We start from the raw sequence: 18666 nt of genomic DNA, 5'->3' as shown, positions 1-18666 counted from the left end.
AGTCTGCATGTACTTGCCTATAATTTTAAGCGAGTTATCAATGTGTTGGGCGTGAAAGCATTAACAGGAGCAATACAGGCCTAATAAGAGCTGTCATTTAGCCGTAAAAAACCTGTAGGTCTTTTGCAGTGGATAGATTAGGCACTAATCTGGCTTTACCTGAAAGTAAGTCCCCAAGATGACTCATTATGGCGCTCAGAATGGATAATTTCCCCTTCATGCTTGAAGCCTGATCCTCAATCCGACTTTTCACACGGCCTGGGCACATAACTGACAAGTCAGTACCTGCTCCCTACCTGAGCAACAGATGTCGACACTGTGGCTCGAGCAACAGACCCTCAACCTACCTACCCTGAGCAACGGATTAGTAACCCGTTGGTCAGGTGAGTAAGAACAAAGAAGGAGAGGCCTTTATTACGCTGGCTTCCCTTTGTTTTTTACATACTTGATCAGTGTTCCTATTGATGTGGACGTAATCTGATCACACTGGCTCAGTTATTTAATGGCTTTTCAGTCATTCACCTAGATCTTCAGCTCGGTAGTAAACCTTTTGCCTCAACCTGAAATACCTCAACTCACGAAAACGATCTACGTAACCTTTCGTCAGTGTTGTCTTCCCAGACACTGAAGAAAATTCAGTAGGGGTTCTTCGGCCCTCACTTAGGCGGCTATGCCAATTCAGTTCACTCTTACCTATTTTTAGTAGGCAGTACGAAGCGGCACCAGAGCTGTTGAGCTATCCCTTGGTTTCACATTCTATATCGAGAGATAATTCTTCCTGAGTGTTATCAGGTAATATTGTTTCTTGAAGTGATGAATTGAATTGAATTGAGGTCTAAGCTTTTGTTATTACTGGCTACTTATCTAAGCTGAAGGCGCACCTAAGAACCGTTTGCGGGGCGTATATACACGCTGGACACATTGCCGGTGGGTGTAGGCCTCCGATGGAGAAGGTATACAAACTAGTAACTATCCCTCCTGAGCTTCCCCTGTACAATTATCCATAGAAAAGTAAGTTATGGTGAAAATTAATTAAACCATTTCCATAATCTGTTCGTATGCAAGTAAGTGATAATAACGAGGGTTATGAAAATGCTGATAAGTGAGCTTAAGGAATTGCGTAATAATGATCTGGTAAAGAACGTTCGTTTTATTGAGTCGGGGTGTAGTCCAATGGTTGTTGAAGTCGAGTATGGGCGGGAATCCCTTCAGAAAGAATTGATTAAAACTGAGAAAAATTCAGTTCTATCTTTCAAGAATATTAGACAGGCATATGACCTGTGTAGAGAAGCAGGTATCAATCAGGCTGAACTGGTTCAGGTTATTCCGCATGATGAGGCGTGCTTCGGTCAATACATGTCTTACGACCAGCAAACTATGCCTTTAAGGTTTTGAAACTGAGCCTGCTTTTTCCTAATAGCCCCTGAGGCACAAGGGATGAATGTTGTTACGCATATAGTTTTTTATGATGGCAAAGGAACCTTATGTCGATGAGAAAATATGCATTATCATCAGATGAACCGAAGTCTGTCCATACTATGGATAGACATCAGTACCGATGCTGAAGCTCTAGAGGAGTATGATATTTCTTTTGACGGGTCTATGCGGTTTCTACATACAGTTAATCATTCGGGGCAGGCAGTGGTTGGTGTTAGTGCCTTTACTTATTCCCGATTAATTAACGGCGGTCATAAAGTATGTAATTCTCATATTTTAATGTTCTAAACGATAGCTCGGTTGCCTCATTTCGAGGAATCTGAAACTGTGTATCTGATAATTTTTTAACTTCATAAAGTTTATTAGGAGGAGACAGTAATAGCTTTGTAAGCGATTTTTGACTAAAAGAATAGGCCTTTTTAGGTAAGCCAAAAGCTAGTGCTATAGGTAAATCCTGAAGAGATGGTTTAATAAGGGCTAGATTAAAGCATTCAGAAAAATAACACATAACCCCTTGATCTATATCTACAAGATAGGAGTCCTTTCCGAGTGTAGGTAGAGGTCTTAAAGAAGTACACCCTATACACAAAGCCGACGTAAATATCCAGACACTTAATTGTTTCATCATACCCATAACCCTAATAACTGCTTTCATATTATATAAATAATTGAATGAAATTTAGTCTAGTAAAGAGCAGCGAAAAATGATGTGTCATTGTTAGTGTCCATTGTGTTCAAAATTTGCAACGAGACGATGAAGTTCAGTTGAGTAATATTATTCAGGCCCGTAAGGCTCTGATGTGTTTGTACATGCAGTTTCCTTTTTGTTTTATTTAGATTGAATGCTCGTCGCACTCTGTACATAGTGAAACCTGTTAATAAGGCATGAACACCATGCTTCAAAAGCTAGCCATTAATTCTTGCGATTAAGCTTGTCAGTAATCACAACACTAAGGGGACGGAATCTATAAGATCCGTCCCCTTTCTTGTGCACTGTTAGGCAGCTGCTATTTAGTCAGGTACGTCAGAAATAGCAGGCACTACCGCTGAAGGCAGATCGGATAGAGCCGCTAACGCTGCTTCATGAACCTGTTCAGATGGAACATCTTTACCAGTTACTTTTGATGGGAGCGATCGGGTAGCAGTTGCAGATGCAACGACTGTTGGGTTGTAACCTAAGCTAAAGGCCCCTCTCGCTGTTGAGTTCACACACATATGGGACATGAAGCCCACCAGAATCAGATTATTTACGCCTCTGCTTTTCAGCTGATCATCTAAATCAGTTTGAGTGAATGAGTTCGGGAAGTTCTTGGTGATAACAGGTTCGCCCTCGTTTGGTGAGACTATGTCAGCGATCTGTCCAATAGGTGCGCTAACATCGTAGGGCGTACCAGGACCTGCATCATGACGTATATGGTAAACCGGTCTGCCTGCCGCTCTAAAACGCTCTAACAGTGTTTTACATTCACCTAATGCGGCATCAACGCCATCAAGTTTCATGATTCCTTCGCAGTAGGTGTTTTGCGCATCAATAATCACTAGTGCTGAATCGCTCACTGCACTTGAAGTATGTCCAAGTCCTGCAAGGTCACGAATCGTTGTTAGCTCGCTCATAATATTCCCTCAACTCTTTTTTATGTGGTCAGGCTGATGATCTATTGCCTGTTTCAAATATTAGGTTGATATTATTTGACGAAGTTACATGATATACCGAAGGCGTAACTGGCATAAAAGAGGCTGAAAGTGACAAAATCAAAGATTGATATAGGGATAGTTCACTACCCGGGTGCTTTATTGTCTGCTGTACAAGGGTTGGCCGAACAGTTTTATCTAGCGAATACGATCTGTCAGCAGAATGATTTAGGTGAGATTTTTAAAACGCATACATGCGATAGCTTGTTACTGAATACAGATCTGGCTAGTGACTCTCCTCCTCTTAATGTTGTTATCTTGCCTCCTTGTTTAGATGATAGTTTCTATTTGGCTCCAGAAGAGGGATTGGTTCGCTGGTTGAAGCAGCAACATAAGAATGGAGCTATTATTTGCTCAGTGTGTGCGGGTGCTTTTATCTTGGCTGAAACCAGTTTGTTGAATGGACGATCGGTGACAACGCACTGGACATTATCTGATGATTTTTCAAATCGTTATCCAGAGGTGAAAGTCGATAGTAATAAACTCTTAATCAATGATTTGGATATTATTACGGCTGGTGGACTGATGAGCTGGATCGATCTTGGTTTGGAGCTAGTTGCTCAGTTTGCTAGCCCTCAGGTTATGCGCCAGTTAGGTCGTTTTTTGATTGTGGATACCGCTCCTAGAGAGCAGCGTTATTATCAGACGTTTATGCCTAAACTGGATCATGGTGATGAAGCTATTGTGAAAGTGCAGCATCGTTTACAGTGCGATTTTCAAAACACCATTGTCATTAAGCATCTCGCTGAACTTGCCCATTTAACAGAACGAACGTTTCTACGCCGTTTTGTTAAAGCAACAGGCTTTAAGCCTACACAGTACTTACAACATTTACGAGTTCAAAAGGCTTGTGAACTTATTGAATCCAACGGAGGTTCTTTTGAAAGAATTGCTCTAGATGTTGGCTATGAAGATATCAGCTCATTTCGAAAAACCTTCGTCAAAATTACCGGACAGACCCCTAAAGAGTTTAAGAAGCGGTTTGTTTGAAATGAGGAAAGTGACTTCAGTTGGTGAACAGTCGATTTCAAAAAAGTAATGCGCTACTTATAAAAGTTTTTCAGTAAATATTTCTATAGGGTAAGGCTTACCGAAAAGAAAACCTTGGAAGTTGAAGCACTGTGATAGTTCTAAAAATTGTCGTTGCGCTTCTGTTTCGACGCCTTCAGCAATGACATTCAAACCTAAGTTATAGGCCATTGCTATAATGGTTTGTACGATTTCTGCATCTTCGGCTATTGGGGTAAACTCAATAGGGGAGATGATGCCTCTTTCTGAATGTCCCCAACGAATTAATACTTCAGCTCAGGTGAGTTGATCATTATGGAAGTGAGGTTGGTAGTAAAGTTCAAACTGTTTTCTGAGGAGAGCGTTTATTAATTCTAGTTCCAGCTCTGCCATATGAAACTGCGGCACTAGAACCTCAGGGTCATAAAAGCGGCACGTGTTTTTTTCTGACCATTTTGCTTGGTACATAGCCATATCAGCGCGCTTTATAACTTCATCAGCAGTTTCATCTCCTTGAAAATGTGTTACACCAATACTGCATGACGCGTGATATTCAAATTGATCCAGAAGAATACTTTGTTCAAATGATTTGTGGATACTGTCGAGTACATTTCTAATGTTCGTGTTGACTGTCTCGTCATCTGTGCCAGCATCTTCTAAAATGATGATAAATTCGTCACTGCCTAAGCGAGCGATTAAATCTGTTTTCCTAACTGTTTCTTGACGGTTTTATAAAAGTGGAGAGTGAAAAGAGATAGGGAACGGTTGTAAGAGCAAGTTATAATTTTTCATAAATACCTGACGCTATCGGAACCTATAATGGCTATAGCTAGCTCCCTTTCTAATCGAGAGTATTGTTTGTATCCTTGTTAAAAATATTCCTATTCCCATAGTAATAACCGCTGACGCTTGTCATAACTGGTACTTGATACGGAAAGCTGAATTGATCGTCTTTAACTCTAGTTCAAGGGGGCTTAATTACCCGTTCATGAGAATATGCTGCTTGTTTAAAGTGACATGGGATTTTGATTTTTCTATTCAGGCTTTTGTGCGCAGAGTGGAGAGAGGGGAGACTATGACAATATGTCTTCAGAGTTCAGCGTTTTTGAAGGCTGTATCTGTGACTAATACAGTTTCTTGTTATCTCTTCATCTATTTAGGCAATTGTTAAAAAAAACTTCAGTATTAGCCTATGACCTTGAAATTATTATACATTTTGGGGCTCAATCACATAGACTGATGGTTATGATTCATAGATGTAAGGTGACATGATGAATACTACCGCTAGTGATGAGTATGATACGGATCATGAGTTAGGCGAAAATAACGTTAAAGCGATGGGTATGGATATTCATAATCCCGTTTTTGCAATTAGCGCCTTTCTTATACTGTTTTTTGTTATTGCGACAGTGCTTTTTCCCGCTGAAGCTAAAGACTCGTTGGAGGGGGCTAAGGCGTGGTCAATCAATAATTTTGATTGGTTATTTATGGCCGGCGGCAATATTTTTGTCCTATTCTGTTTGGCTATGATTTTTCTGCCTGTAGGACGTATTCGTATTGGCGGCAATGAGGCTAAAACTGAATTCAGCACGTTATCTTGGTTTGCAATGTTATTTGCCGCAGGTATGGGCATTGGGCTGATGTTTTGGAGTGTTGCTGAACCTGTTGCTTATTATTCCGATTGGTATGGAACGCCATTGAATGTTGAGCCTAATACCGAGGTGGCTGCGAAGATGGCGATGGGGGCCACGCTCTATCACTGGGGGCTGCACCCTTGGGCTATCTATGCTGTTGTCGGTTTGTCACTGGCATTTTTTCATTACAATAAAAAACTGCCGTTGACGATTCGCTCAGTTTTCTTTCCTTTATTAGGAGATCGTTGTTGGGGGCGTATAGGTGATCTGATAGATGTTGTTGCGGTTTTGGCGACTATTTTCGGCCTAGCGACTTCTTTAGGTTTAGGTGCAAAGCAAGCGGCGGCAGGCCTCAATTTCTTATTTAGTATTCCAAACACGATCAATACCCAGCTAGCCATTATTATTGGTGTGACGGCGGTGGCGATTTTTTCGGTTATCCGCGGTTTGGATGGGGGGGTGAAATTACTCAGTAATATCAATATGGGATTAGCGTCTATATTGCTTCTCTTTGTGATTATTGCCGGCCCGACGGCTGTGATCTTCATTACGATGGCAGATACCACTGTTAGCTATCTTCAGAATATTATCCCTTTGAGTAATTGGGTTGATAGGGAAGACCAGACTTGGTTCCATGGCTGGACTGTTTTTTATTGGGCGTGGTGGGTGTCTTGGTCGCCTTTTGTTGGCATGTTTATCGCGCGTATTTCAAAAGGCCGAAGCGTGCGAGAGTTTATAATTGCAGTCTTGTTAGTACCTACAATGGTGACCACTTTGTGGATGGCTGCTTTTGGTGGTACTGCCCTCGATCAAGCCAAAAATGGTGTGGGGGAGTTAGCTAATGGGATTGGTGAAGTCTCTTTGGCGATGTTCCAAATGTTAGAAAACCTGCCTTTGACCAGTATTACTTCAGTGATCGGTATTGTACTGGTGTTAGTGTTCTTTGTGACATCATCAGATTCAGGTTCACTGGTTATCGATAGTATTACGGCGGGTGGTAAAATTGATGCGCCAGTTCCGCAACGTATTTTTTGGGCTACTTTGGAGGGTGTTATTGCTGGTACTCTTTTATTTGGCGGCGGTGCTCAGGCGCTAAGTGCGTTGCAAGCGGGAGCAATTACAGTGGGTCTGCCTTTTACCCTTGTGTTACTGCTGATGTGTATAAGTCTCTATAAAGGACTTATGACCGAAGTCCCAAATTATCGACGATCTTGATAGTAGCGCAGGATGAAATCTTAGGGGCTCTGTATAAGCCCCTTTTATTTAGATAGCCTCTTATTATTTACATAACTGCTTGAAAGCAGCTATCTCGGAATTGACCATGGCGATAGCTAAATCTCCCTCTAAACTGACTTTGCCAAAGCATAACCCAGGTGTTGCTACGGTTGTCGATTACCTCATTTATAAATTTCCACAGATCGACGCGAGTATTTGGCGTCAGAGGGCTATAGATAAAAAGCTGCATTGGCATGATGGCAGTGTCATTACATTAGAGACTCTTTATCAGCCTCAGCTGCGTGTTTATTACTACCGTGAGGTGGAGAAAGAGCCAGAAATTCCGTTTAGAGAAACAGTTATCTTTCAAAATGAAGATATTCTTTTGGCGTATAAACCCCATTTCCTTCCGGTGACACCCGGTGGGAACTATGTGAATGAATGTCTGCAAAATCGGTTACGGAAGAAAACGGGGATAGAAAATCTGCAAGCGCTACATCGTATTGATCGTGTGACTGCTGGGTTGGTGATGTTCTCCGTCAATCCTGAAACCTGCCATCTTTATCATCAGATGTTTGCTAACCGGCAGATGAGGAAGAGCTATCAGGCGATCGCGAAGATTGAGGAGCATTGCTCTGAGCCCAGAGCTGGGCAACAGTGGGAGGTTATTAATCGATTGGAATGCGCCGAGCCGCGCTTTTTGATGCGCATAATTGAAGGTGAATCCAATAGCCATTCACGAATTCGTTGTCTCGACCGATTTGAAGATAAAGCGCTGTTTGAGTTAGAGCCTGTCACTGGAAGGACTCACCAACTACGAGTTCACATGCAGAGCCTTGGGTGGCCTATTATAAATGATCGTTATTACCCAGTGTTACAGCCTGAATCAGCGGATAATTTTGCACAGCCATTGCAGTTGTTGGCGCAGCAATTGCGCTTTAAAGATCCAGTAACAGGGCAGCCAAGGACCTTTCATTGTGGTTATGAAATGAACCCAGCCACCTGACTATTTGAATAACTGTTGTTTGACGTTTGACGTTTGACGTTTGACGTTTGACGTTTGGCATATTGGTTTGTTAAGCGTGTTTTGTTTAAGTCCGTGTGCAATGTAATAAACCTTTTTATGCTAAGGCTTTCAGTAGTTAAGTCTTAGGGACGTATTTATAGGGGATTTAGACAATGCTTTACGCAAGGGAATGAGCGACGCACTTTTAGCGAATTTCCTCCATTCTTGTGGTTCTTTTTTCTGTTCGATATTCAGTACGTTTGCGTTGTCTAAACAGACTGCTATGTCTGTTGAGCAGGGGATCGTCAACGAATTAGGCATAACCTTAAGCTAACAAAAGAAGAGAAAGAGTGGTTACAGACTCAGTCTGTTATCAAAGTGGGTATTGATGGCGGCTATGCACCATATAGTTTTCTGGATAGTTCAGGCGGTTTTATTGGCGCCGCGCCGGATTACTTATCGATTATTGCCATGAGCCTAGGCATACAATTTAAGCCGGTTCCTAACCTCAGCAGGCCTTAAATTGTAGAGGGTGCAAAAGAGCGTTTATTAGATGTGATTGCCATTGCAGTGGTTACCCCTGAACGCAAAACGTTTCTTGATTTTACTCAAATCTATCTACCCACCCCATTAGTTATTATGACGCGAAAAGAGAAGAGGGGGGATTGCATCTGCAAATGAGCTGGATGGGAAAAATGTTGCGCTTGTTGAGGGATATTCCAGCAGTAAACGGTTTTTAAAAGGGCACCCAGCTATTATCAGTAACCCCGTTTCTACCCCCTTAGAAGGATTACAAAAACTTGCCTCCGGTGAAGTTGACGCATACGTTGGTGTGCTGGGTGTGAATTTTTTATGTGTAGTGATGAAGGATTGACTTAATTCTCAATATTGTCTTTTATGGTTTCAAGGCGCTCTTTCAATACTTCGCTGTTAGGAATTTTGTCAAGCTGCACATTTTTGGTCTTAGATTTGAACTGCTCAATACTGTCTAACTCATAAGTAAGACGCGATATTTTTTTCCTGATAGTTTGATAAAGATTTTTATCAACTTCACCTAGTTCTGATATAGCATTTGCTGCTTGATCTAACACTCCGGGAAGAGCTTCTAAAATAGTGACTTCGATAGGCCTTTGTTTCAATGCTTCCTGTAATTTTGACCTATCCTTTAACCATAATTCAAGCTCTATTATCTCCTTAGATGATAAGGCTGAAGCTACATGAGGAGCTACTCGGTCAACATCAATGTGAAATGTTGCTACGGTTATAGGTTTTTCCGATATAACCCTTATACATTTCACAGCATCACCTTCAGTGATAAACTCCATCAAATATTACCCCCCCCTAATACGCTTCTAGTGATTGAAAGTTAATTGCTAAATCTAGCTTAGCACATCAAATTCTTTCAGGACTGTTTTGTGTTTTATTGACAATATTTTACCCATCTAAAAGATGTTTCGAATTTACAAGTATTAATCCTCTCTATCCAGCATCAACACTTTCTAAGAGCTCCATTATTTTCCGATCGGGCAGGAAACGATCCTCTTCAGCTGACTGGGCTCGGTAATCTTCAGATATAGTTATTGCCCTGAGTAGATAATCATAAGCAATTTCAAACGCTTTCAAATCGGCAAAAGCGCAAGCAAGCTGGAAGTAGGCATGTCCACTACCAGGTTCAATTTCTAATGCTTTATTACACAAAGCTATGGCTAATTGTGGTTGTCCTATTTCAATGGCTGCATCCGCTTTATATGTCATGGCTTCAGCGCTTTCAGGCCTCAACTCAAGGATATGATCATAAATTTTAATTTTTTGTTCCCACGCAGATTCTTGACCAGCTCTTAACCATAATGCCTGGATCTCATTTGTGGTTTCAATTTCAGCTTGGTTGGCTTGAATTACGGCAGACTTTGACACAAGGTTCTGCTCTAACTGATCTAGACGAGCTTCATAGTCGACAATCAGCTTAGAGATCTTTGCCTCAGCGTGGCCTTCAATATTAGAACGAATATCTCGTAAAGAGTTCCAACCAACTAATAGCAACACTGAACTTGTCGCAGCGATCAGGTAGAAAAAGTAAGTGACTGTATCTGTTGCATAAGTAGCAGAAACTTCAGCTAGTTTTAGCTGCCTGTCTGTCAACTCTTTGTAGAATTCCACTTTAAGGTTTTGTTGATCTGAACGAAGCTGCTTGAGCTCATCAATGATATAACGTTCAATGAAAGGGCTATATAGGGGCTTATCCAGTGATTCAATTTTGGTTTCAAGGTCTTGTTTACCTTCGTCGGCTGCAACGCTTGTGCATAGCCATATCAAAATTGAATAAGACAGATTCCTTAGTTTTTTCCGCATTAAGATCACTCCGTATCTTTAAAAGGCTATATCAAGTGAACTAGATTTAGTTGACTCTTTCTTGAGAAAATGCCGAGCATTTGAGTAAAAACTTCTAATTTGATACTTCGGGCTATCCAAAATAATCAGATAGTTTACGATGAATGGCTTCTGCTTCAACATCAAGCGAAAGTGCTTCATGGCTTAGCTGATCAAGTTCACGCTGTGCTTCATTAAAACCTATTAGCAAAGCTTTGACCTGGTCAATACGATGCGTTGTTTGTTCATATAGTGCTTGCTTGCTTTGAAACGTATTTTCAATGCCACATAAATTTATAATCTGTTCTCTAGCATTTACTATTTCTGAAATGCATTTATCAGGGTCTAAACCTGTACAGTTTTGTAATAGTACCTGCAACTTGTAAATTGACGCTTTAGTTCTGATAGTTTTATTTTTTATACGTTCGCTAAGTGATGCGCTGCTTTGTGATAGTCCACGTACCTCTTGAGCGACTATAGAAAAGCCTTTACCAGCAACACCTGCACGTGCTGCCTCGAGATTTGCATTTAACGCGAGAAGAGTAATTTTATTGGCAATATCCTCAATACAATCAAGAAGTTTAAATACACCGACGATACGCTCCACCATTTGTTGGATAACAACTGATACTTCTTCTAAAAAGCCAGAAACAAAGCTTAAAAAGCTGTCTGTTTCAGTTAATTTTCGGTCCTCACTGGTGGCGGTCATCAAACCGTCAGTGTCTGCATATTCAATAGCTTCCATTTTCTCCAAGATCACATAGAGGTCTTCAGATCTAGAGAATGGGCGAGGAGACAATACACTTAGATTGCTCTTTAATATTTTTATTTCTTCAGAGAGCTCGACCAAGGAATTTTTCAGCGACACTATTTCAGGTTCATGATCACTTGCTGTATGCCTATCAGAAGATGTTCCTTTATTTACTAATAAATAGATAGCAATTGTGATATTTAAGCTGATAATCCCCAGTACAAACCAAAGCAGATTAATATGGTCAGAAAGAACTAACACCACGATTATTTCAAGTAACAAGGTTGCCAATAAAGCTATTTTTACAATAGAAATAGTCATTATTAAGTCACTTCTGTCCTAATGGCAGACCCGTGATTTTCACTTTCAACCAAAGCTTTGTGTAACGACTTGATCGATTGATCGTAGTCACCTTCTGCGACAACACACTGCATCTCAACCTGACGCATAGTTTGATGCAATGCCAGAACATTGATATCGGCAGTTGTGAGTGATGAGACAGTTTTAGATAAGATTCCTTTTACATTCAGGTCTGAGCCTATTGCCGACACAAGCGCGACTTTATCTAATTTAACTTCTGCCGTAACAAACTTTTCTTCGATCAAACGTACCAGCCGGTTGACCATTTTACGGTTTCCGGAAAGATAGAAAGTAATGCTATTTGCATCTGCCTCTTTGTTGATCAACTGTATTTTCAGCTCTTTGATTAAGCGACTAATAGCAATATCGTACTCTGGCGAGCCTAACATTTCCTGATCAAATACTTCTAACGCCTGTACATCCTTACGGCCTGCAATGATTTCTGCACATGGCCTTGGATTACAATAATCATTGTCAATGATGGTACCGTGATGATCTGGTTCGAACGTATTTTTAACCCTGAGCTTAATATTTGCCTTTCGAATTCCTTGAGCTGCTTTGGGATGAATTGCTTCCATACCTAAGTTAGACAGCTGATCAGCCACATCAAAGTTCGTCATACCAATTGCGACCGCATTCTTCTCGCCAACAATTCGCGGATCAGCACTGCTGAGGTGGAACTCTTTGTGTATGACAGCTTCCCGAGCTTTAGTGATTGAAGCAATTTTCGAGAATGTCATCTCACTGTAACCACGGTCGAATGTTTCCATGAGTTTTTCTGCGCAGTTGGTATAGCCTGTAACAATCAAAAGCTCTTCAGCACAGGTGTTCTCTGCAAAGGCTTGCTCGACAAGCTCGTTGATCGGCAGAGCCTCTTCTTGTTTCCAGCCAGTAAGATCAACAAAACGGGCACTTATCCCTTCTGACTTAAGCAACAAAACAGAGTTAAACGCACTATGAGCCTCACCGATCGAAGCCAGCATTTCTCGGACTGTTGATAGGTGTTGTTTCAACTGGAAATGCCCGAAAGAACACAAGTTCTGCAAACTATTCATGCACTCTTTGACATCGTCAATGCGTACATCGATGAACGTATTCGCTGCTTCTAAAAGCTGATCATTGAACATGTCTTCATTTATGTTACGAAGGTATTGATGCACCTGTTTCAATCGCTCAAGCCAGGCATCCTTCTCCTCGGCTTCGATAAAGCTGCTATAAACACCAGCGTCACCTGTTTTTTTATGCTCCAATAACATATCTGTTACGCCTGCATATGCAGAGACAACAAAAATCCTACTGTAAAGACTGCCGTTCTTCTCTTGCAGCCAGATATTATTTAAAACATCCTTGTAGCGGCTCATTGATGTGCCGCCAATTTTTTCTACTGTATGAGTCATTTTTATAATGCTCAGGGGATTAACTCCCCCTGCACTTAGATAGTTTTGATAGTTTCGCGTGAGCAAATAAATTCAGGACGTGGCGATTGGCCGCAGAACGGGTCGAATACCATATTATCAATATGGTTGTAGACGAAGAACAGATTACTACGCGGATCTGGGGTGATATTACTGTTAGAACCATGCATCACATTACAATCGAAAAACAACACTGAACCAGCCTTAGCCTCAGCGCAATCGATACCATACTTTTCACTGAGATACTTCAAACTCTCATCACTAGGGACACCATATTCCTGCTTTTTCAAAGAAGAAAGGTAATGATTATCTGGTGTTTCGCCTACACAAGTTACATACTCTTTATGTGACCCGGGCATGAGCATCAACGCACCATTTTTTGCATCGTTGTCTGTAAGTAAGATCGAACAACTCACGGCGCGCATTCGCGGCATACCATCTTCTACATGCCAAGTTTCAAAATCAGAGTGCCAATAAAACTCTCTTCCTCGGTAACCTGGTTTAAAGTTGAGACGCGACTGATGAATATAAACATCACCACCCAGAATGAATCGTGCGATATCTGCAATTCGGGAATCTTTTGCAACTTTTGAAAAGACTGGGTGATCTTTGTGAACCTGAAAAACAGAGCGTAACTCACCGTTATCGGGTTCTGTTATAGCTTCAGGAGAATCCAGTAATGATATGTCATACTGCATTCGTTCCAATTCTGCTTTAAAAGCTTCTACTTCAGATGCCGTAAACTCATTAGGTAGTAGCAAATACCCCTTTTCCTTGAAGCTCTTAATGTCAGCCTCATCCAGTAGCTCAGAACCATCAATATCAGATGGGTGGATCACTGGATCAATACGCGGTATAACTTCAGCAGAATCTTTTATTCTGGAAGGGTAAACATCTTCGGGTTTTAACATTCATCGCTCCTTAACACTCTTCTAACGGATAAACGCCATTTTCGTCATGGACTTCTTTGCCATTGAGCGCAGGGCTAAATACACAGGCAAGCTTCAGTTCTGTGTGTGCACGTAATAGGTGTTCATCGTTTTTATCAAGTATGTAAATAGAACCCGGCTTTATTGAATGAATTGCAGCATCTTCGAGCGTTTCCACTTCACCTTCACCGCTGATGCAGTAAACCGATTCAAGATGATTTTGATACCAGATATGGCTTTCTGTGCCTGCATAAATGGTCGTGATATGGAAAGAGAATCCCATATTGTCATCTTTTAGTAGAAGACGAGTACTCTCCCAATTCCCATCTGGAGATACAACCCGTCGTTCTGATTTTTCAGCTTCTTGTAATGTACGTAAAATCATCCACTTTTGCCCTTATACTGACTGGTGATACACCGCATCGAAGTAATCGTTATCTTCCGGAATGCTCTTTTCTGCGTCACAAACATCTTTGATTGCCTGCTCAACAATATCGATACCTTTGACAAGGCTCTCTTGTTTGATAACTAACGGGCAGAGGAATTTAACCACCTGATCATCCGCACCACTCGTTTCAATAATTAAACCATTTTGGAAACACTTCTTAGTGATTTTCGATGCTAGATCACCACTAACGCAGCTAATGCCTTGGAACATTCCACGACCGCGCGTTGTGAAGTTACCCTCGCCATATCGCTCTACAATCTTTTCCAGGCGATTAGATACGTACTGGCCTTTCTGTTTAATGTCTTTAGAAAACTCATCATCTGACCAATAGTGATCAATCGCTGCTTTTGCAGTGACAAACGCAAAGTTATTTCCTCGAAAAGTTCCGTTATGCTCACCCGGTTTCCACTGATCAAGTTCAGGCTTGAACAGAACCACTGCGAAAGGCAGACCATAACCACCTAAAGACTTAGACAAGGTAACAATATCTGGAGTTATGCCGGCTTCTTCAAAGCTAAAGTAAGTCCCGGTTCGCCCGCAACCCGCCTGGATATCATCAATAATCAGAAGTATTTTATGCTTACGGCAAATAGTTTCTAGGTTCTGTAACCATTCAAAACTGGCAGCGTTAATACCTCCTTCACCCTGAACAGTTTCAACAATTACAGCGGCCGGATAGTCAACACCGCTGCTGGTATCTGAAAGCACTTTGTCAAGATATTCAGTTGTATCAATTTCATCACCAAGGTAGCCATCGTAAGGAACTCGAGTCACTCCACTCAGGCTTACACCTGCGGCACCACGGTGGTGTGAATTACCCGTTGCAGCCAATGCCCCCAGACTCACTCCGTGAAAACCATTAGTAAATGCGATGATATTCTCACGACCCGTCACATTGCGCGCTAGCTTCATTGCCGCTTCCACAGCATTTGTACCGGTTGGGCCTGTGAACTGCATCACGTAATCGAGTTGGCGCGGTTTAAGAATCTTTTCATTAAAAGACTCCAAAAATTCACCTTTTGCTTTGGTGTGCATATCCAGACCGTGTGTGATGCCATCTTCTTCTATGTATTTAAGCAGTGCTGGTTTAAAGAGTTCATTATTATGGCCATAGTTTAGCGTTCCTGCGCCGGCCAAAAAGTCCAAGTATTCATTACCTTCTTCATCGTATAGGAATTCGTCCTTAGCACGATTAAAGATTCTTGGAAAAGAGCGTGCGTAGGACTGAACTTCTGATTCAATCTCTTCAAAAATTTTCATTATTAGCCTCCAAAAGGCTTATAGGTTTTTATAACTGGTAGTAAGAGAAACTAAACAGCATGAATAGGGGTGAACTGCTTGGCTGGCCCTGCTCGATATAGAACTTCATCTTCATGATCATCTGCAAAGTGGATGCCCCTTTCGAAAAGGGTATGGGTCTCAAGTGACATATGATGTGTAGTAAAGAAGCTTTTAAAAAGCTTTTGAGAAGCTGTATTACTTGGGGAAATAGTGGTTTCCATGAAACGCAGGTCACTATCGCGACTAAACAGCCTTGATAGCATTTCAGACGCAATACCTTGCCCTCTATATTCAGGATCTAGCGCCACTTGCCAAATAAACAAGGTCCTGGCTCTCTTGGGAGGAATATATCCAGAGATGAACCCTACAATTTCGCCATTAGAGTTTTTCGCAACAATAGATGTCTCAGAAAAATCTAGACATTGGAGCAAATTACAATATAGAGAGTTGGTATCAAGTGGAGGGCAGCGTTTTATTAGGGTATTTACTTGCGCGCCATCCATAGGTTTAGGTTTTTTGTAAATAATATTAATAGCCATACGAATATTTAGTAGAACGATTATTTAGTAATGCGAAGCATTATAATGCATCGTCATGCACTTTTTCAATCGTATTTGGCTAGTAATACTAAATTATGCACCATAATAGTGTGATTGTTAAAAATAAAAAGCTTTGTGTTACTATGTAATTTAAGGCTGTGACAATGCATATAACCTCAGATAAAATATGCCTAAATTAATCAAGGTTCAAAAAGATGGAAAAAAGTCAGGAAGCTCTCATTCTTTTGCGTCAGGTAATTAGGTCTACAGATATGCAGGAAAAGGAGATCAGTAGACTCACCGGACTAACTCTCCCACAATTGATGACAATGCAGGCGCTTAGGCAAGTCTCTCCAGTAACTACGGGTGAGCTGGCCAAGGAAGTTTCACTGACACAGGCAACTGTTACGAGTATTCTGGATCGTCTGGAAAAGAAGGAATTAGTTACACGTGAACGCGGTGTTGAAGATAAACGAAAGGTATGGATTGCGCTGAGTTCTAATGGACTTGAGCTAATGAAAGGAGCCCCCACAACTCAACAGGATATGTTTACTCGCCGTTTTGATGATATGCAAGATTGGGAGCAGTCCATGATTATCTCTGCTCTGGAGAGAGTTTCCTTTATGCTGGATGCCCAGCACCTTGATGCTGCACCTATGTTGGATATCGGCCAAATTGACCGCCCTTCAGTTGAAATTGATAACTGATTATTTCGCAACACTAAGAAATATGCACCAAAATACCACAATTAGTTATTCCCAATAGGAGTTATGCAGAGCCTCAAAGTATGCGCCGATACCTTTCTACCCCACCTCTCCAAAACTCAACCTATTTTCTATCATTCAATCTCTTTAAACCAACCATTCTACAAAGACCGGAGCTTTGTTGAAAACGGCTAATATAAAAACGCTCTGGTCCCTATCTGGTCGAATCGGAAGGAAATAAGCACCCATTAGAGGAAGCTACGTGAAATAAAATTGAACATCGCTCCCTTCCCCACAACTCTTTTTAATCAGTAACAAGTAAAGATAATAATCACAATCAATGCACTAACCGAGTGGTCGGAATAAAATCGCTTTTATAAAAAACGAGCTATAAAAAATAGCTTACCCTGCAAGCGCTTTGAAGCAGCGTTCGAAATTCGACTGGAAGCTTCAAGTAAAACGTGGAAGAACTTGGGAATAATCAACCACACGAACAACAGCACCTTAAGCATTGCATAGTTAATCTGGAAATTCCGACGTAACGCCCCTAATATAACATCAGACTGTATGACGGATATCATAGGCCTTAAGAATTCGGTAGCATTCTAAATTATCCAATAAGGATATATAAAAACAAAATGTCAGATGAAATAGATAAGCAGATTTTGTTGAGCGAATTTCAAGTATTCCCATGGACTGTAAACTTTGAAACAGGTCATCAGGAAATTGATAAACAGCATAGAAAACTGTTCAGCCTGATCAACGAGCTAGCGATATCCCTGACAAGAGGGGAGGTAGCAGATTTAAATCAGACATTTGATAAACTAGTTCAATACGCTAATTTCCATTTCAAGTACGAAGAGTCGGTGTGGGCCGAATATTTCAATGAAGATCCCTGGTTCCATAAGCACCATTTAAAACACGACTCTTTTTTACCTGCCGTATCCGCACTGCAAAATGACAACCGAGATAAACCACTGACTGAGATGACGGAGGACATTCTTCAATTTTTAATTGGCTGGCTTGTTCATCATATTATTGATGATGATAAACGCCTTGCCATTGGCGTCAAAGCAATCCGCCAAGGCCATAGTATTGAACAAGCAAAAGCTATCGCGAATAAGGAAATGCATGAATCTCTACTGGAGCTTTTTCAAGCTGGTATGCAGATGTACCAGAACGTATCATCACAGTCACTCGACCTACTTCGTGAACGCAATTCCCGCGCTAAAGTCGAAACAGAGCTTAGGCAAGCCAACAAAAAGCTTGCTGAACTATCAATTACTGATCAATTAACTGGGCTTTTTAATCGCCGCCACTTTGACCATGTTATTAAAACCGAATTACAACGTGCTAACAGGGATAAAACCCACCTGGCCATGATCCTATTCGACATCGACTACTTTAAATGCCTTAACGACCATTATGGACACACTGCAGGCGATAATGCTTTAAAGAAAATTGGTCAACGCTTACGAGAAGTCTGCCGCCGGTCTGGTGATTTCTCTTTTCGGATAGGTGGTGAAGAGTTTGTCATAGTTACCACAGATCAAAACAACGAAAATGGTTTGGAATATGGCGAAATGATCCGAGGTCATATTGAAACCATGCAAATACCAAATATCAATAGCAAAGTATCAGCATATTTGACCGTTTCCGTAGGCGTTGTAGTAGCAGATCCTAAGATAGGCTATAACCCCGCTGAACTTATGAAAATCCTTGATCGGCGGCTATACTCTGCGAAAGATCTAGGGCGCAATCAAGTTGTGGCGGTTTAAGAATATTCCTGACTTACCTTTGCTTCACTGATCTTTCATACTCGACTTCCCTGACTTTATCAGACATCTAAAAGAGTTAGCTAACCGAGTACCCTCAGATAT

The 18666-nt window shown here is 41.2% G+C and carries 18 protein-coding genes and 1 pseudogene; 7 read left to right on the top strand and 12 right to left on the bottom strand.

The features are described from left to right. Window positions 1-1092: 1092 nt before the first annotated feature. Entirely contained in the window at window positions 1093-1395 is a 303-nt protein-coding gene (locus tag B4K11_RS00085) for a DUF6482 family protein (protein ID WP_292953224.1), read from the top strand. 283 nt (window positions 1396-1678) lie between these two features. On the opposite strand, the gene B4K11_RS00080 is transcribed toward B4K11_RS00085, so the two are convergent. Together B4K11_RS00080 and B4K11_RS00075 are read right to left on the bottom strand one after the other, a co-directional pair. After that, on the bottom strand, window positions 1679-2065 hold the full coding sequence (locus B4K11_RS00080) for a hypothetical protein (RefSeq protein WP_292953227.1): 387 nt from the start codon (window positions 2063-2065) through the stop codon (window positions 1679-1681). A gap of 383 nt (window positions 2066-2448) precedes the next feature. Beyond that, window positions 2449-3051: a cysteine hydrolase family protein gene (locus tag B4K11_RS00075; protein ID WP_292953230.1), complete on the bottom strand. Its 603-nt coding sequence runs from the start codon at window positions 3049-3051 to the stop codon at window positions 2449-2451. A 129-nt stretch (window positions 3052-3180) separates the two neighbouring features. Here B4K11_RS00075 and B4K11_RS00070 point away from each other — a divergent pair, with 129 nt between their 5' ends. Beyond that, on the top strand, window positions 3181-4119 hold the full coding sequence (locus B4K11_RS00070) for a GlxA family transcriptional regulator (RefSeq protein WP_292953233.1): 939 nt from the start codon (window positions 3181-3183) through the stop codon (window positions 4117-4119). A gap of 57 nt (window positions 4120-4176) precedes the next feature. Here the strand turns inward: B4K11_RS00070 and B4K11_RS18555 are convergent, their stop codons facing one another. Together B4K11_RS18555 and B4K11_RS00065 are read right to left on the bottom strand one after the other, a co-directional pair. Next, window positions 4177-4350 (bottom strand): EAL domain-containing protein, encoded by a 174-nt coding sequence (locus B4K11_RS18555; RefSeq protein ID WP_414689276.1) that lies wholly within the window; start codon window positions 4348-4350, stop codon window positions 4177-4179. Between the two features lie 84 nt (window positions 4351-4434). Next, window positions 4435-4848 (bottom strand): annotated as a pseudogene (locus B4K11_RS00065) (diguanylate cyclase domain-containing protein); the annotation flags it as partial. 560 nt (window positions 4849-5408) lie between these two features. Here B4K11_RS00065 and B4K11_RS00060 point away from each other — a divergent pair. From B4K11_RS00060 to B4K11_RS18550, 3 genes are all read left to right on the top strand, one after another. Further along, a complete protein-coding gene (locus tag B4K11_RS00060) occupies window positions 5409-6986 on the top strand; it encodes a BCCT family transporter (protein WP_292953236.1) in 1578 nt (525 codons plus the stop codon). Window positions 6987-7092: 106 nt separating this feature from the next. Continuing rightward, window positions 7093-7992, top strand: a complete 900-nt coding sequence (locus tag B4K11_RS00055) for a pseudouridine synthase (RefSeq protein ID WP_292959179.1) — start codon at window positions 7093-7095, stop codon at window positions 7990-7992. 378 nt (window positions 7993-8370) lie between these two features. Next, window positions 8371-8514 carry a hypothetical protein gene (locus B4K11_RS18550; RefSeq protein WP_414689253.1) on the top strand — a complete coding sequence of 48 codons (144 nt, stop codon included), beginning with the start codon at window positions 8371-8373 and terminating at the stop codon, window positions 8512-8514. 353 nt (window positions 8515-8867) lie between these two features. Here the strand turns inward: B4K11_RS18550 and B4K11_RS00050 are convergent, their stop codons facing one another. The 8 genes from B4K11_RS00050 to ectA all read right to left on the bottom strand — a co-directional run bounded on the left by B4K11_RS00050 (window position 8868) and on the right by ectA (window position 16082). Beyond that, entirely contained in the window at window positions 8868-9317 is a 450-nt protein-coding gene (locus tag B4K11_RS00050; protein ID WP_292956094.1) for a hypothetical protein, read from the bottom strand. Window positions 9318-9471: 154 nt separating this feature from the next. Further along, window positions 9472-10341 carry a hypothetical protein gene (locus B4K11_RS00045; RefSeq protein WP_292956097.1) on the bottom strand — a complete coding sequence of 290 codons (870 nt, stop codon included), beginning with the start codon at window positions 10339-10341 and terminating at the stop codon, window positions 9472-9474. A gap of 112 nt (window positions 10342-10453) precedes the next feature. Beyond that, window positions 10454-11431 carry a methyl-accepting chemotaxis protein gene (locus B4K11_RS00040; protein WP_292956099.1) on the bottom strand — a complete coding sequence of 326 codons (978 nt, stop codon included), beginning with the start codon at window positions 11429-11431 and terminating at the stop codon, window positions 10454-10456. A 2-nt stretch (window positions 11432-11433) separates the two neighbouring features. Next, window positions 11434-12867: an aspartate kinase gene (locus B4K11_RS00035; protein ID WP_292956102.1), complete on the bottom strand. Its 1434-nt coding sequence runs from the start codon at window positions 12865-12867 to the stop codon at window positions 11434-11436. 35 nt (window positions 12868-12902) lie between these two features. Beyond that, entirely contained in the window at window positions 12903-13796 is an 894-nt protein-coding gene (gene thpD / locus B4K11_RS00030) for an ectoine hydroxylase (RefSeq protein WP_292956105.1), read from the bottom strand. 10 nt (window positions 13797-13806) lie between these two features. After that, complete coding sequence (locus B4K11_RS00025; RefSeq protein WP_292956108.1) at window positions 13807-14199, bottom strand: ectoine synthase; 393 nt, start codon at window positions 14197-14199, stop codon at window positions 13807-13809. A 12-nt stretch (window positions 14200-14211) separates the two neighbouring features. Further along, window positions 14212-15522 carry a diaminobutyrate--2-oxoglutarate transaminase gene (gene ectB / locus B4K11_RS00020; RefSeq protein ID WP_292956111.1) on the bottom strand — a complete coding sequence of 437 codons (1311 nt, stop codon included), beginning with the start codon at window positions 15520-15522 and terminating at the stop codon, window positions 14212-14214. A gap of 50 nt (window positions 15523-15572) precedes the next feature. Beyond that, window positions 15573-16082, bottom strand: coding sequence for a diaminobutyrate acetyltransferase (ectA, locus tag B4K11_RS00015; protein ID WP_292956114.1), 510 nt, complete (start codon window positions 16080-16082; stop codon window positions 15573-15575). A 215-nt stretch (window positions 16083-16297) separates the two neighbouring features. Between ectA and B4K11_RS00010 the strand changes: the two genes are divergently transcribed. Both B4K11_RS00010 and B4K11_RS00005 read left to right on the top strand, forming a co-directional pair. Beyond that, entirely contained in the window at window positions 16298-16789 is a 492-nt protein-coding gene (locus B4K11_RS00010; protein WP_292956118.1) for a MarR family winged helix-turn-helix transcriptional regulator, read from the top strand. A gap of 635 nt (window positions 16790-17424) precedes the next feature. After that, a complete protein-coding gene (locus B4K11_RS00005) occupies window positions 17425-18564 on the top strand; it encodes a GGDEF domain-containing protein (protein WP_292956121.1) in 1140 nt (379 codons plus the stop codon). Window positions 18565-18666: the final 102 nt, after the last annotated feature.

It is taken from the genome of Neptuniibacter sp. UBA6509 (genome assembly GCA_002435145.1).
GTDB lineage: Bacteria > Pseudomonadota > Gammaproteobacteria > Pseudomonadales > Balneatricaceae > Neptuniibacter.
The sequence above is the reverse complement of the archived record's forward strand: the minus strand, read 5'-3'. Positions and strand labels throughout refer to the sequence as shown.